At 70.6% G+C, this 15,024-nt stretch carries 9 protein-coding genes; 4 read left to right on the forward strand and 5 right to left on the reverse strand.

Going from position 1 to position 15,024, the window contains the following annotated elements; all coding sequences use genetic code 11:
- Positions 1-127: 127 nt before the first annotated feature.
- Both ACIGXX_RS08155 and ACIGXX_RS08160 read right to left on the reverse strand, forming a co-directional pair.
- Positions 128-865, reverse strand: a complete 738-nt coding sequence (locus tag ACIGXX_RS08155) for a GNAT family N-acetyltransferase (RefSeq protein WP_383817943.1) — start codon at positions 863-865, stop codon at positions 128-130.
- A 50-nt stretch (positions 866-915) separates the two neighbouring features.
- Positions 916-1,857 (reverse strand): NADP-dependent oxidoreductase, encoded by a 942-nt coding sequence (locus tag ACIGXX_RS08160; RefSeq protein WP_361461601.1) that lies wholly within the window; start codon positions 1,855-1,857, stop codon positions 916-918.
- A 403-nt stretch (positions 1,858-2,260) separates the two neighbouring features.
- On the opposite strand from ACIGXX_RS08160, the gene ACIGXX_RS08165 reads away from it, so the two are divergent.
- Together ACIGXX_RS08165 and ACIGXX_RS08170 are read left to right on the forward strand one after the other, a co-directional pair.
- Positions 2,261-4,852 carry a beta-glucosidase gene (locus ACIGXX_RS08165; protein WP_399973769.1) on the forward strand — a complete coding sequence of 864 codons (2,592 nt, stop codon included), beginning with the start codon at positions 2,261-2,263 and terminating at the stop codon, positions 4,850-4,852.
- Between the two features lie 98 nt (positions 4,853-4,950).
- Positions 4,951-5,424, forward strand: coding sequence for a carboxymuconolactone decarboxylase family protein (locus ACIGXX_RS08170; RefSeq protein ID WP_399973772.1), 474 nt, complete (start codon positions 4,951-4,953; stop codon positions 5,422-5,424).
- Positions 5,425-5,433: 9 nt separating this feature from the next.
- Here ACIGXX_RS08170 and ACIGXX_RS08175 read toward each other — a convergent pair whose 3' ends face one another.
- Both ACIGXX_RS08175 and ACIGXX_RS08180 read right to left on the reverse strand, forming a co-directional pair.
- A complete protein-coding gene (locus ACIGXX_RS08175) occupies positions 5,434-6,111 on the reverse strand; it encodes a TetR/AcrR family transcriptional regulator (RefSeq protein WP_399973775.1) in 678 nt (225 codons plus the stop codon).
- A gap of 74 nt (positions 6,112-6,185) precedes the next feature.
- Positions 6,186-7,373, reverse strand: coding sequence for a serine hydrolase domain-containing protein (locus ACIGXX_RS08180; protein WP_366464982.1), 1,188 nt, complete (start codon positions 7,371-7,373; stop codon positions 6,186-6,188).
- Positions 7,374-7,551: 178 nt separating this feature from the next.
- Between ACIGXX_RS08180 and helR the strand changes: the two genes are divergently transcribed.
- Positions 7,552-9,717, forward strand: coding sequence for an RNA polymerase recycling motor ATPase HelR (helR, locus tag ACIGXX_RS08185; RefSeq protein ID WP_361461591.1), 2,166 nt, complete (start codon positions 7,552-7,554; stop codon positions 9,715-9,717).
- A 31-nt stretch (positions 9,718-9,748) separates the two neighbouring features.
- On the opposite strand, the gene mgtA is transcribed toward helR, so the two are convergent.
- On the reverse strand, positions 9,749-12,460 hold the full coding sequence (gene mgtA, locus ACIGXX_RS08190; protein WP_399973780.1) for a magnesium-translocating P-type ATPase: 2,712 nt from the start codon (positions 12,458-12,460) through the stop codon (positions 9,749-9,751).
- A 504-nt stretch (positions 12,461-12,964) separates the two neighbouring features.
- On the opposite strand from mgtA, the gene ACIGXX_RS08195 reads away from it, so the two are divergent.
- Positions 12,965-15,022, forward strand: coding sequence for a phosphocholine-specific phospholipase C (locus ACIGXX_RS08195; RefSeq protein ID WP_399973785.1), 2,058 nt, complete (start codon positions 12,965-12,967; stop codon positions 15,020-15,022).
- Positions 15,023-15,024: the final 2 nt, after the last annotated feature.

A 15,024-nucleotide genomic window follows, 5' to 3' on the forward strand; every position in this document is an offset into this window, starting at 1 on the left:
TGCTGGTATGTCCGCCCGGAGCACGGTTCCCAACCCTCCGGTGCCGCAGCAACCTCGCGGCCGCCGGACGATAGCGAGGACGGACATACCGGCGCGGCACCGCACCCCCCCACCCAGACCCGCCCCGCTAGCCCGCACCCCCCACCGGCACCCGAGCCGCCAAGAACCGCACCCTGCGCCGCAGCCGGAACCCCAGTGACTCGTACAGCCGGATCGCGTCGGTGTTCCGCGCCGACGTGTGCAGGAACGGCGTCTCCCCACGGCCGCGGATCCCATCCGCCACCGCCAGGACCAGCCGAGACGCAAGCCCCTCTCCCCGGAACCCCGGATCCGTGCAGACCGCGCTGATCTCCGTCCACCCCGGCGGACGCAACCGCTCCCCGGCCATCGCCACGAGCGCACCCCCACGACGTATGCCGAGGTACGTGCCGAGCTCGACGGTGCGTGGCAAGAAGGGACCTGGCCGGGTGCGCCGGACCAGATCCAGCATCTCCGGCACGTCATCCGCCCCGAGCCGCACAGCCTCCGGTTCAGGCGCCGCCGCCACCCCCTCATCCACCATCTGCACGCCGTCGATGTCGAACGCCACCTCCCAACCCTCCGGAAGCACCACCCGCGCCCCCGCCAGCGGAACCTCCACCCCGGGCCCCGCGAGCGCGGCGAGATCCGCCCAGTCGTCCGCCTCCGGAACATCGGGCAGGCCGATCCACGGCGACACGTCCAGCTGGTACCGCGCCACACGCCCCCGCCGCTCGGCGAACCGCGCGTGGGGCCCGTTCAACGCGGCGTAGGCCGGGTTGTCCAAGGGGTGCGACCCGAGCGGGGGCACCTCACGGCTCAGGGGCTCAAGGCCGGCCCCCGTCAGCCCCGTCAGCCCCGTCAGCCCCGTCAGGCCCGTCAGGCCCGTCACCTCAGTCACACGCCCACCTCGATCACAACCTTGCCGCGCGCATGCCCACCCTCCACCGCACGGAGCGCCTCCCCGGCCCGCTCCAGCGGATACGTCGCCGTCACCTGCGGCCGCAGCACCCCGTCGACGGCAAGCCGCGCCACCGCGTCCAGGACCTCACGGGTCCGCGCCCGCGCGACCGCCGCCCCGCCCAGCTCGGCGACCGTCTCCTTGGCCGCGGCCGTGATCAGCTTCCCCGCGCGGTCGGGAAGCAGGGACGCCACCGCCACGAGATCCTCGCCGCCCACCAGGTCGAAGATCGCGTCGACGCGCCCGCCCGGCGCGGCCGCCCGCACCCGGTCCGCGAGATCCGTCCCAAGGCCGCCGTGCCCCGACGGCACATGCACCGCCCCCAGCGCTTCGACGAAGTCCTTCTTGCCCGCGCTCGCCGTGCCCACGACACGGACACCGAAGTGCCGCGCCAGCTGCGCCGCGGCCACGCCCACACCGCCACCGACCCCGGTGATCAGCAGCGTCGCCCCGGCGGGCAGATCCAGCTGCCGCACCCCGTCGTACGCCGTCGCCGCCGCGACCGGCAGCGCGGCGGCCTCCGCGAAGGTCAGCCCCGAGGGCTTGTGCGCGGCGAGCGAGGCCGGCAGGAGGGTGTGCTCGGCGTAGCCGCCGGTGTCCGGGTTGCCGAACACCGCGTCGCCGACGGCGAAGCCCTCCACGTCCGCGCCGACCGCCTCGACCACCCCGGCGACCTCACTACCCAGCACCTCGGGGAACGCGACGGGCGGCGCCCCCGGCCTCCGCTTCCCGGCCCGCAGCTTCCAGTCGACCGGGTTGACCCCGGCCGCCCGCACCGCGACCAGGAGCTGACCCGGGCCGGGCTCCGGCGGGTCCTGGTCGACGAAGCCCTCCACTTCGGGGCCGCCGAACCGGGTGAATACGTACGCCTTGGACATGTGCTCCCTCGCTTCGAACCGCGTGCCGTGAACCGTGTGCCGTAAACCGTGAACCGTGTGCCGTAAACCGTGCACGTGAACCGTGCATCGACGCAGGTGTCACCTTCCACGACCGCCATGATCACCCCGCTATTCCCCAGGCGACGCAGCGTTCACGAGCTCGCAATGACGGGCGCGGGCGCGGGCGAGGGGCGTCGGCGAGAAGCGCGGGCGAGCCTTCTCCGTCGCCGCCCAAAAACTGAACACCCCGCAAAGTTTTGCCGACGCGAGCCTTGACCTTAAGTGTTCAACCAATCAAGACTCAGGCCCCGTAACACCGCACTGGCGCGGATGACGCATTCAGCTCTTGGCGTCGTCGACCCAGTTCGGCACGCCCAGAGCCGCGTTCGGAGGCCATTTCGCCATGCCTGCCACCACACGTCGTGAACTCATGAAGCAACTGGGCGGCACCGCAGCCGCCTTCGCCTTCGTGGCCGCCGCCGGCCCGATCGCCGCGGCCTCGCCCGCCGCGGCCGTCGGCGCAGGCGCCGAGGCCACCGCCTCCCCGGGCGCGGCCGCCGCCACGCGCCGCGTCCGGGGGCTCATCGCCCGCCTCACCCTCGACGAGAAGATCAGCCTCGTCCACGGCGCCACCGATCCGCGAAGACTGGGCCAGGCCGGATACCTGCCGGGCGTCAAACGCCTGGGCATACCGGAGCTGCGCCTGAGCGACGGCCCCGCGGGCGTGAACGTCACCCGGTCCGCCACCGGCCTCCCGCCGGTCGCGACCCTCGGCTCCTCGTTCAACGTCGAACTCGCCCGCCAGTACGGCGAAGTGATGGGCCGTGAGGGCCGCACCCTCGACATGGACGTGCTGCTCGCCCCGCAGATCGAGCTCTCCCGCACGCCCTTCTTCAGCCGCAACAAGGACCAGTCCGGCGAGGACCCGTACCTCAACGGCCTGATCGGCGCCGCCCAGGTCGAGGGCGTCCAGGCGCAGGGCATGCTCGCCCAGGCCAAGCACTTCCTCGCCAACAACCAGCGCCTGCACGAGTTCGACCGCGAGAAGCCGGAGAACTCCTACGACTTCGTCGTCGACGACCGCACCCTGCACGAGCTCTATCTGCCCGCCTTCGAGGCCGTCGTCCGCGCCGGGGTCGCCTCCGTCATGTCGGCGTACAACCACCTCAACGGCAAGTGGAACTCGGAGCAGAGCAGCACCCTCACCGACATCCTCCGCGGCGAACTCGGCTTCAAGGGCTTCGTCACGTCCGACTGGGGCGCCACCCACTCCACGGCCGCGCTCGAAGCGGGCCAGGACATGCAGATGTGGGACGGGTCGTTCTACGGCGAGCCCCTGAAGAAGGCCATCAAGGACGGCTCCATCCCCGAGTCCGCCCTGGACACCGCCGTCTCCCGCATCCTCGGCCGGTACGACGCCTTCGGCATGCTCGACGGCAGCCGCGTCCCCGCCCGCAAGAAGATCGACGTGAGGGCAGGTGCCCGCGTCGCCCGTGAAGTCGCCACCCAGGGCGCGGTGTTGCTCGCCAACGACGGCGGCCTTCCGCTGTCGCACGCAGCGCTGCGCGATCTCGCGCTCATCGGCCCGACCGCGGGCCAGGTCGCCACTTCGGTCTCGGGCGAGCGCGCGTACGGCTTCGAGGAGCGCCTGGTCAGCCCGCTCGACGCGCTGCGCCGCAGCACCAAGCGGAAGATCGCGTACGAGGTCGGCGTCGACCTCACGGGCACGGCCGTCCCCGCCTCCGCGTTCCCCAAGGGCCTGACGCGCAAGGGCGGCGGCACGGACAAGAAGATCGACTTCGTCGGCGACAAGGCCCTTCCCGTCGGCACGACGGCCGAGTGGACCGGCACCTTCGTGCCGCCCACCACCGGCGAGTACGCGCTCAAGATCCAGGGCTGGAGCGCGGCGGTCTCGCGCAGCATCGACGGCAAGGAGCTGACGACCGCGGCGGGCGCCCGCGACAGCTTCGCGCGCAAGTGGTCCTCCATCGTCCCGACCACCGACGGCCTCGACAACGGCCAGGCCGAACCCGTCGAGCTCACCGGCGGCAGGTCCTACCAGGTCGTCGTCAAGGCCACCGGCTGGGCCGCGACCGTCGCCGACCGCGGCCCGGTCCAGGTCCGGTTCGCCTGGGTGACGCCCGAGCGGCGCGGCGCCTCCATCGACGCGGCGGCGAAGCTGGCCCGGCGCGTCCACACCCCGGTCGTCTTCGCCTTCAACGGCTCGGGCGGATCGGTGGGCGGTGGCGGCGACTTCACCACGCTGACGCTCCCCGCCCACCAGGACGAGCTGATCACGGCCGTGGCCGAGGCCAATCCGCGTACCGTCGTCGTGCTCACCACCGGCTGCCCGGCGACGATGCCCTGGCGCCGCGAGGTCGGCACGATCCTGCACACCGGTTACGTCGGCCAGGAGGGCGGCTGGTCCACCGCCGATCTGCTCACCGGCCGCGCGAACCCGGGCGGCAAGGCCACGGTGACCTGGCCGAGGAAGGACACCGACCACCCCACCCTGGACCCGGCGCACCCCGAGCGCTACTACGGGGTCGACGGAGTGGTCACGTACAGCGAGGGGATCTTCACCGGCTACCGCGGCTTCGACAAGGCGGGCATCGAGCCCCTCTTCCCCTTCGGACACGGCCTGTCCTACACGGAGTTCGGCTACCGCGACCTGTCCGTGCGCAGGGCGGGCGACGGCTACGAGGTGTCGTTCACGGTGACCAACCGGGGGCGGCGCACGGGCGCCGAGGTCCCGCAGGTGTACGTCGGGGCGCCGCGCGGCGCCGATGTCGAGATGGCCGTGAGGACGCTGGCCGCCTTCGACCGCGTCGAGCTGCGCGCGGGGGAGTCGCGCCGGGTCAGGGTGCGGGTCGCCGAGCGGCAGCTGTCGTACTGGGACACGGACCGGGGCCGCTGGGTGCGCCCGGAAGGGAGACGTGCGGTGTACGTCGGGTCGTCGTCGCGCGACATCCGGCTGACGGGGACAGCGCGCTAGACGGCGGTGAGACCCACGTCACGTTCGTGCATGTCACAACTCACGGGGGCCGTCTCGTCCAAAGGGTGTATCCAGCAAGGACGACACAGGAGTACACCATGGAAGCTCGGTTGAACCTCATGGCGAACCCGGTCGCCGCCAAGGCCCTGAAGCACCTCGTCGCCGCGGGCCAGGCGCTCACGGAGTCGACGCTGCCGGCCTCGACGCGGGAACTGGTGAGCCTGCGCGCCAGCCAGATCAACGGCTGCGGGTTCTGCGTCGACATGCACACCAAGGACGCCACGCACGCGGGGGAGACCTCGCTGCGCCTCAACCTGGTCGCCGCCTGGCGCGAGGCCACGGTGTTCACCGAGGCCGAGCGCGCGGCCCTGGAGCTGACCGAGCAGGGGACGCGGATCGCTGACGCGGCCGGTGGCGTCACGGACGAGGCGTGGGCGAACGCCGCCAAGCACTACGACGAGGACCAGCTCGCCGCCCTGGTGGCCCAGATCGCCCTCACCAACGCCTTCAACCGCGGGAACGTCATCAACCAGCAGCCCGCCGGCGACTACCAGGTCGGCCAGTACCACTGAGGAGACGACCTAGGGGAGTCGCTCCGCCCCGGCCGGCTCATCGAGGCCCTGACCGTCCACGGTGAGGGCCTGGGTGAGCCGGTCCAGGTGCGCGCGGTACAGCCCGACGAAGTCCAGGCGCCCTTCGGCGATCGCCCACTGCACCTGGAGTCCGTCGGACACGGCGAGGATCTCGCGCGCGATGCTCTCCGGATCGGTGCCGGGCCTCAACTGCCCCGCGTCGAAAGAGCGTTGCAGCGCGGAAGCGAGGGAGTGCGCGACACGCTCGTACCGCTCGGCGAAGTAGGCGTGCGCCGGGTGCGCGGGATCTCCGGCCTCCGCCGACAGCTTGGTGTAGAGCTGGATGAGCCCCGGCTGGGTGAGGTTGTACGCGGCCAGCGCGAGCACCTCCCGGAACAGCGCACGCACGTCGTCGCCGCCGGAGTCGGGGCCCAGCTGTCCGAACGTACGCACCGTGCGCTCGTCACGGGCTTCGAGGACCGCCATCAGGAGCCGCTGCTTCGACCCGAAGTGGTGGGTGATGACGGTGGCGGAGGTGCCCGCCTCCGCGGCGATCTTCGCCAGGGAGGAGTTCAGATAGCCCGCCTTGGCGAAGAGCGCGAGAGCGGAGTCGATGATGGCCGCTCTGCGGGTGTCGGCGGCGGCGTACTGCCCTGACGGGCGGTGGCGCGGGGTGTGCTGCTCCATGGGGGCAGATTACGTTCCCCGCGTCCCTCACCTCGGGCTACGTCCCCCGGTCCCTTCACTTCAGGTCACTCAGATCATTTCAGGCTTCGGTACAGCGCCCCCACCAGGTGCACGCTCCGCAGATCCTCCCCCGAGGTCCCGCCGCCCATCCGATTCATCACGTACGCGTACGCGACCTTGTTCTCCGGATCGGCGAACGCGTACGACCCGCCAGCGCCCCCGTGCCCGAAGGCGCGCGGGTTGGGCCCGGCCTGCCCGTACAGGTTCAGCATGTAGCCGAGCCCCCAGTCCCATTTCGCGCCCCACTCCGTGCCCGCCGCGAGCACCAGATCGGGCTCGTCGGGCTCCCCCTGCCGCGTCCGCAGCCGCTCCAGCGCGGCGGGACTCAGCAACTCCCCGGCCCCGAGCGCCGCATACACCGTCGCGAGCCCCCGCGCGGACGCGTGCCCGTTGGCCGCGGGGATCTCGGCGGATCGGTACGCCGCCTTGTTCACGTTGCCCACGGGCAGGTACTGCAGGGCCAGCGTGACGGCGGCCATCGGGTGCTCGTCGATCGAGGTCACCGGCGGTGCGGGCGGAGGGGCGGAGCCCAGCGCGCTGCGCGGGCCGTCGTCGGATGCGAGCGGCCTCGCCATGTCCGCGCACCGGCCGTGCTCGCTCTCCGGGGTTCCCACGAAGACATCGGCCCCCAGCGGCCCGGTGACCTCCTCGCGAAGGAACGTACCGAGCGAGACCCCCGTGATCCGCCGGACGACCTCGCCGACCAGATAGCCGAAGCTGACCGCGTGGTACCCCTGGGCCGAGCCCGGCTTCCACCACGGCGGCGTCGCGGCCAGCGCCCCGCACACCTTCTCCCAGTCGTAGAGGTCCTCCGACGTCATGGGCTCGCGCGGTGCGATCACCCCGGAGCGATGGCTCAGCAGCCAGCGCACCGGGATGTCCTCCTTGCCTTCTCGGGCGAACTGGGGCCAGTAGCGGGCGACCGGAGCGTCCAGGTCGAGATCGCCGCGGTCGGCCAGGAGATGCGCGCACAGCGCGGTCATCCCCTTGGTCGTGGAGTACACGTTCACCAGCGCGTCGCGCTCCCACGCGCGCGTGCCCCTCTTGTCCGCGTCACCGCCCCACAGATCGACGACGAACTCGCCGTCCACGGTGGCCGCGACGGCCGCCCCGAGATCGCCGCGCTCGGAGAAGTTCCGCTCGAACTCCTCGCGTACGCTCTCGAATCCGGGGGCGCAGGTGCCGTGGACGCGTGCGGTCATGACTCTCCTCGATCGCCGGAAGCGCATCTTGGCGGAGGCAAAAAGAAAAGGCAAGGAGGTGTTCCCACTCCTTGCCACTCTTAATTTATAGCGCACAGGGGGGCTTGCGGCAAGGCCCCGGTGATGCCGCACAATCGCAGGCCAAAGCCAGGACCTGCGGAAACGGGAGATTCACCAAGTGCCTGCGTTGCTGTCTGCGTTCGACCTTCCTGCCCATCTCGCCCCCAAGGCCGACCCCACGCTGATCGCCGGTGACGAGAAGCACTTCGCGGCGATCGCCCAGACCCTCGAGCAGACCATCGCCGAGGTGTCCCACCGTCTCGACGTCCTGCGCAAGGCGCCCGGCGGCATGGGCCGCGACGCGATGGACCGGGATCTGGAGATCCACCGCCTGACCGGTCGCCTGAGCGCCCTGAACCGCTTCGGGCTCGACCTGTGCCTGGGACACATCGTCGGCGCGGACGACTCCCAGCCGGTGTACATCGGACGGCTCGGTCTCACCGACAGCGAGGGCCGTCGGCTGCTGCTCGACTGGCGCGCCCCCGCGGCCGAGCCGTTCTTCGCGGCGACCCACGCCGACCCGATGGGTCTCGCGAGCCGCCGCAGGTATCGCTGGACCGACGGCCGGATCAGCGACTACTGGGACGAGGTGTTCACCGCCGACGGGCTCGAAGGGCACGCGGCCCTCGACGACCAGTCCGCCTTCATCGCCAGCCTGGGCAGCAACCGGTCGGCCCGGATGCGGGACGTGCTCTCCACCATCCAGTCCGACCAGGACGCCATCATCCGCGCGGGGTCCCGCGGCGCCCTCGTCGTCGACGGCGGCCCGGGCACGGGCAAGACCGTGGTCGCCCTGCACCGCTCCGCCTACCTCCTCTACTCCGACCCGCGCCTCGGTCACAGCAGGGGCGGCGTGCTCTTCGTCGGCCCGCACCGGCCCTACCTGAACTACGTCGCCGACGTCCTGCCCAGCCTCGGCGAGGAGGGCGTGCAGACCTGCATCCTTCAGGACCTCGTCACCGAGGGAGCGGCGGCGCGGCCCGAGACCGACCCCGAAGTGGCCCGCCTGAAGTCGTCCGCGGACATGGTCAAGGCGATCGAGAAGGCCGTCAGGTTCTACGAGGAGCCGCCGACCAAGGGGATGACGGTCTCGACCGACTGGGCCGACGTCCGGCTGAGCGCCGACGACTGGGCCGAGGCGTTCGGCGCGGCGGGCCACGGCACCCCGCACAACGAGGCGCGCGAGCTGGTGTGGGAGGAGCTCGTCGCGATCCTCCTGGACAAGCTCGACGGCGACGTTCCCGGCGAGCTCTTCGAGAAGTCGCTGCGGCACGACGAGGAGCTGGTCACCACCCTGCACCAGGCCTGGCCGCTGCTCGAAGCGGCGGACCTCGTCGGAGACCTGTGGTCGAACTCCGCCTATCTGCGGATGTGCGCGCCCTGGCTCGACCGGGACGAGGTGCGCACGCTCATGCGCAAGGAGGCGCCCCAGGCCTGGACGGTCTGCGACCTGCCACTCCTGGACGCGGCACGCCAGCGGCTCGGCGACCCGGAGGCGGCCCGGCAGAAGCGCCGCCACGAGGCCGTCCTCGCCGCCCAGCGCGAGCAGATGACGCAGGTCGTCGACAACCTGATCGACGCCGCGTCCGCCTCCGGCGCCGACGGGGACGACGGTGTGGGCCTGGTGCGGATGTTGCGCGGTCAGGACGCCCAGGTCAGCCTGGTCGACGAGTCCGAGCTGCCGCCCGCCGACCCGGACCGGCTCGCGGGGCCGTTCGCGCACGTCGTCGTGGACGAGGCCCAGGAGCTGACGGACGCGGAGTGGCAGATGCTGCTGCTGCGCTGCCCGTCCCGCAGCTTCACCATCGTCGGGGACCGCGCGCAGGCCAGGCACGGGTTCACGGAGTCGTGGCAGGAACGTCTCGAGCGGATCGGGCTCGACCGCGTCGGCGTGGAGTCCCTGAGCGTCAACTACCGGACGCCACAGGAGGTCATGACGGAGGCCGAGCCGGTCATCCGGGCCGCGCTCCCGGACGCCAACGTGCCGACCTCCATCCGCAGCAGCGGTGTCCCCGTCGTCCACGGTTTTGTCGCGGACCTGGACTCGGTCCTCGACACCTGGCTGGCCGCGCACACGGACGGGATCGCCTGTGTCATCGGCGATCCCGCCTTCGCGGCGACGTCCCGTGTCCGGTCACTGACCCCGGAGCTGTCGAAGGGACTCGAGTTCGACCTGGTCGTGCTCATCGACCCCGAGACCTTCGGGGACGGGATCGAAGGAGCGGTCGACCGCTATGTGGCGATGACCCGCGCGACGCAGCAACTCGTCGTCCTCACGAGCTGACGGCGTCGCGCCGGTCAGCGTCACGGCGGTGTCAGAGCCAGCTGCCGTAGCGCCGGATGTACAAGCCCTTCACCACCTGGGTGAGCGTGCAGTACGCGAGCAGCGTCCCGATCAGCCACGGGAAGTAGCTCATCGGCAGCGGCCCCATCGACAGGGCCGAAGCCAGCGGCGAGAACGGCAGCCACAGGCCGAGGACCATCACCGCGCCCGTCATCAGGAGCACCGGCAGTGACGCGCGCGACTGGACGAACGGGATCCGGCGCGTGCGGATCATGTGCACGATCAGCGTCTGCGACAGCAGACCCTCCACGAACCAGCCCGTCTGGAAGAGGGTCTGCTGCGCGGGCGAGTTCGCCTGGAAGACGTACCACATCACCAGGAACGTGGTGATGTCGAAGACCGAGCTGATGGGACCGACCCGGATCATGAACCGGCCGATGCCCTTCGCGTCCCAGGTGCGCGGCTCGCGCAGGTACTCCTTGTCCATCCGGTCCCAGGGGATCGACAGCTGGCTGATGTCGTAGCAGAGGTTCTGCACCAGGAGGTGGATGGCGAGCATCGGCTGGAAGGGGAGGAACGCCGACGCGACCAGGACCGAGAAGACGTTGCCGAAGTTCGACGACGCCGTCATCTTGATGTACTTGATGGTGTTGCCAAAGGTCTGACGTCCCGTCAGCACGCCCTGTTCCAGGACCATCAGGTCCTTCTCCAGGAGAATGATGTCGGCGGACTCCTTGGCGATGTCGACGGCCGTGTCCACGGAGACGCCCACGTCGGCCTCGCGCAGCGCCGCCGCGTCGTTGATGCCGTCCCCGAGGAAGCCGACCGTGTGCCCGTCGGCCTTCAGGGCCCGTACGATCCGTGCCTTCTGGACCGGGTTGACCTTCGCGAACACCGTCGTCGTACGCGCGAGGCGCATCAGTTCGGCGTCGTCGACCAGGTCGATCGTGGCGCCCGTGATCAGCTCGCTGACGTCGAGGCCGACGTCCGCGCAGACCCGCGCGGCGACCAGTTCGTTGTCGCCGGTGACGACCTTGACCGCGACGCCGTTCTCGGCGAGCGCGCGCAGGGCCTCGGCCGCGTCCTGCTTCGGCGGGTCGAGGAACGCCAGGAATCCGACCAGGGTCAGGTCCGACTCGTCCGCCGCCGTGTAGGTGTCGCGATCGGCGGGCACGCCGCGCGTCGCGACCGCAAGGACCCGCAGGCCCTCACGGTTGTGGCGCTCACTGATGTGCCTGACCTGGGCGCGCAGTTGGTCCGTGAGCTCGACGCGCTCGCCGCGGTCCATGACGTGGGCGCAGAGCTCGACGACCTCCTCCACCGCTCCTTTGGTGACGATCGTGTGCTCGTCGGCCGGTCCGGACAGTTCGTCGCGGCGCAGCACGACGGACATCCGCCGTCGGGCGAAGTCGAAGGGGATCTCGTCGACCATCGTGAAGAGCCGGTCGACGACAACCTCCTCGGCCTCGTCGACGCGGTCGACGACCGCCTGGTCCATGAGGCCCCGCAGGCCCGTCTGGAAGTGCGCGTTGAGGTAGGCGTATTCGAGCACCTCGCGGTCCTCGTGACCGTGTGCGTCGAGGTAGCGGTCGAGGACGATGCGGTCCTCGGTGAGCGTGCCCGTCTTGTCGGTGCACAGCACGTCCATCGCGCCCAGGTTCTGGATCGCGTTGAGCTGCTTGACGACGACCTTGTGCTGCGACATCGCGACCGCGCCGCGCGCCAGGTTCGCCGAGACCACCATCGGCAGCATCTCGGGCGTGAGCCCGACCGCCACGGAGACGGAGAACAGCAGCGCCTGGTCCCAGTCGCCCTTGGTGAAGCCGTTGACGGCGAAGACGATCGGGACCATCACCAGCATGAAGCGGATGAGCAGGAAGCTGACCCGCCGCACCCCGAGGTCGAAGGCGGTCTGCGGGCGGTCGCCGACCAGGGCGCCCGCCATCGAGCCGAAGTAGGTGTCCGCGCCGGTGGCGACGGCCACTCCGGTGGCCGTGCCCGAGGTCACCGACGTACCCATCAGGCAGAGGTTGTCGGCCTCGACGGGGTCGGTGGTGGCGCGCTGGCCGAGGTCGGGGGAGCGCGTGTCCGCCTTGGCGGCCGGCAGCGACTCGCCCGACAGGGCGGCCTGGCTGACCATCAGGTCCTTGGCCGTGAGCAGCCGCAGGTCGGCCGGGACCATGTCACCGGCGGCGAGCCGCACGAGGTCGCCGGGGACGACCTGCTCCATGGGGATCTCTTCGGTCGCGGGGTGCTCGCTCCACCGGCGCCGGACCGCGCAGGAGGTGGTGACCAGCGCTTTGAGCGCCTCGGCCGAGCGGGTCGAGCGGAACTCCTGCCAGAACCGCAGCAGTCCGCTGATCAGCACCATCGAGGTGAGGATCCAGACGCCGGGGTCGGCCGGGTCCTGCCAGTACATGACCGCGGCGAGCACGACCAGGACGCCGATGAAGGGGTTGCGGAAGGACTTGGCGAGCTGCGAAGTCCAGTGCGGCGCGCGCTCCTGGGCGACGACGTTCTCGCCGTGCCGCTCCAGGCGCTCGAGGACCTGGTCCTGGCGCAGTCCACGGCTGTCCGTGCCGAGGTCCCGCAGGACGTCGTGGGCGGGCTTCGCGCTCAACTCGGCCAGTCGTACGCCGACTTCGCGGGTGCGGGCGTCCAGCTCGGCGGCCTTGCGCTCGCGGTTGTTCACGGGGTTCTCGCCCGGCGTCGCCGGGCGTACCTGGGGAATCAGCTTGTTCATGGCAGACCTCCCTCCGTGCGGGGGCATGGCGAAGCACGCCCGTGCACAGGGGTCGTAGGGGTGATGGGTGGTGCCGTCGGCGGGCACGGCGCATGACCGCGGCGCAGGGCCGCGGGTGCATGACCGTGTGATGACGGAAAAGAGGGGCGAGGTGCAACGGCGCCTCAGCCGGGAAGCGCTGTCGCTTCAGTGAGCAGTGCGCTTCAGAGAGACGTGGCGCTGACGCGAGGACTTCCTTCGGGACTCATCCCGAACACCTCCAAGCGATCGCGGGACACGGAAGAACGCACCATCGAGCGGTGCAGGGCCAAGTCAGGCATGTCGGTTCACATATGTCAAATACGGGACTTTAGGCCCCATAGGGTCGGGACTTGTGTCCCACCCACCAAGGGTTGGACTTCTCTTCACATCCAGGTCACGGCCCCTTCCCTGATCCTTGCTCCCCTTGACACACTGCACCCGCTCACGTCCCCCACACCCCATATGACGAGGTCGAATCCACTCATGCCAGAACTCAATCGGCGCCGGTTCATGCAACTCGCCGGCGGCACCGCAGCCTTCGCGACGCTCTCGCAGAGCATCGCCCGCGCCGCCGCCCTGCCCGCCCAGCGCCGCTCAGGCTCCATCGAGGACGTCGAGCACGTCGTCGTCCTGATGCAGGAGAACCGGTCCTTCGACCACTACTTCGGCACGATGAAGGGCGTACGCGGCTTCGGCGACCCGCGTCCGGTGACCCTGCCCAGCGGAAAGCCCGTCTGGAACCAGTCCGGCGGCGGCAAGGAGGTGCTGCCCTTCCACCCGGACGCCGAGGACCTCGGCATGCAGTTCATCGCGGGCCTCGACCACGACTGGGCCGGTGGCCACGGCGCCTTCGGCGGCGGCAGGTACGACAACTGGATCGCCGCCAAGTCCGAGCGGACGATGGCCTACCTGACACGCGACGACATCCCGTTCCACTACGCCCTCGCCGACGCGTTCACCGTCTGCGACGACTACCACTGTTCGTTCATGGGGGCCACCGACCCCAACCGCTACTACATGCTGACGGGCCACGTCGGCAACGACGGCAAGGGCGGCGGCCCGGTCCTCGGCAACCAGGAGTTGGGCTACGACTGGACGACGTACGCCGAGCGCCTGGAGCAGGCCGGGGTCTCCTGGAAGGTCTACCAGGACATCGGCGACGGCCTGGACGCGGCCGGGCACTGGGGCTGGATAGACGACGCCTACCGCGGGAACTACGGCGACAACTCGCTGCTCTACTTCAACAAGTACCGCAACGCCAAGCCCGGCGACCCCCTCTACGACAAGGCGCGCACCGGCACGAACGTCAAGGCGGGCGACGGCTACTTCGACCTCCTCAAGGCCGACGTGAAGGCCGACAAGCTCCCGCAGGTCTCCTACATCGCCGCGCCCGAGGCCTTCACCGAACACCCCAACTGGCCGGTGAACTTCGGCGCCTGGTACATCGCGCAGGTCCTGGACGCCCTCACCTCCAACCCCGAGGTGTGGGCCAAGACGGCGCTGTTCATCACGTACGACGAGAACGACGGCTACTTCGACCACGTCGTCCCGCCGTACGTCCCCAAGGACGCGGGCCAGGGCAAGTCCACCGTCGACACGGCACTCGACTACTTCCCGGGCAACGCGCAGTACGCCGCAGGACACTACGGCCTGGGCCAGCGCGTCCCGATGATCGTCGTCTCGCCGTGGAGCACCGGCGGCTACGTGAACTCCGAGGTCTTCGACCACACGTCGATCATCCGGTTCATGGAGAAGCGTTTCGGCGTGCAGGAGCCCAACATCTCGCCGTGGCGGCGCGCCATCTGCGGCGACCTCACCTCCGCCTTCGACTTCGCGGGCAAGGACACCGACCCCGCGAAGCTGCCGGACACCGACGCCTACGAGCCGCCGGACAACGAGCGCCACCCCGACTACGTGCCCAAGGCCCCCGCGAAGGCGAACCTGCCCAAGCAGGAGACCGGCTCCCGGCCCGCGCGCCCGCTGCCGTACGCCCCGCTGGTGGACGGAGCGGGAACGCCCGCCGACGGCAAGTTCACGCTGACCTTCGGCGGCGGTGACGCGGCGGGCGTCTGCTTCCACGTGCGCTCCAACAACCGCACGGACGGGCCCTGGACCTACACCACGGGGGCCGGCAAGAAGCTCTCCGACGCCTGGAACACGGCGTACTCGAAGGGTGCGTACGACCTCTCGGTGTTCGGCCCGAACGGTTTCCTGCGCGTCTTCAAGGGCCCCGGCAAGAAGGCGGGCCCGGAGGTCACCGCCCGCCACGACAAGGCCACCGGCAACCTCAAGCTGACGCTGAGGAACGCGGGCGGCGCCGACGTGAACCTCAGCGTGGCCAACTCCTACGGCGGCGCGGCCCAGACGTTCAAGGTGAAGGCGGGCGGCACCGTCGAGCACACCGTCGACCTGCGGACGAGCAAGCGCTGGTACGACGTGACGGTGAAGTCCGACGCGGACGCCACCTTCCTGCGGCGCTTCGCCGGACACGTGGAGAACGGCCGGGCCGGGGTCAGCGACCCGGCGATCGTCTCCGCCTAGGC

Source organism: Streptomyces sp. NPDC055243, from assembly GCF_044544025.1.
GTDB lineage: Bacteria > Actinomycetota > Actinomycetes > Streptomycetales > Streptomycetaceae > Streptomyces.

Excerpts from the sequence above, each read along its gene's own strand:
- ACIGXX_RS08170 (WP_399973772.1), top strand. The coding sequence starts at position 4,951 with ATGGAAGCTCGGTTGAACCTCATGGCGAACCCGGTCGCCGCCAAGGCC.
- ACIGXX_RS08195 (WP_399973785.1), top strand. The coding sequence starts at position 12,965 with ATGCCAGAACTCAATCGGCGCCGGTTCATGCAACTCGCCGGCGGCACC.
- ACIGXX_RS08165 (WP_399973769.1), top strand. The coding sequence starts at position 2,261 with ATGCCTGCCACCACACGTCGTGAACTCATGAAGCAACTGGGCGGCACC.
- mgtA (WP_399973780.1), bottom strand. The coding sequence starts at position 12,460 with ATGAACAAGCTGATTCCCCAGGTACGCCCGGCGACGCCGGGCGAGAAC.
- ACIGXX_RS08175 (WP_399973775.1), bottom strand. The coding sequence starts at position 6,111 with ATGGAGCAGCACACCCCGCGCCACCGCCCGTCAGGGCAGTACGCCGCC.
- ACIGXX_RS08180 (WP_366464982.1), bottom strand. The coding sequence starts at position 7,373 with ATGACCGCACGCGTCCACGGCACCTGCGCCCCCGGATTCGAGAGCGTA.
- ACIGXX_RS08160 (WP_361461601.1), bottom strand. The coding sequence starts at position 1,857 with ATGTCCAAGGCGTACGTATTCACCCGGTTCGGCGGCCCCGAAGTGGAG.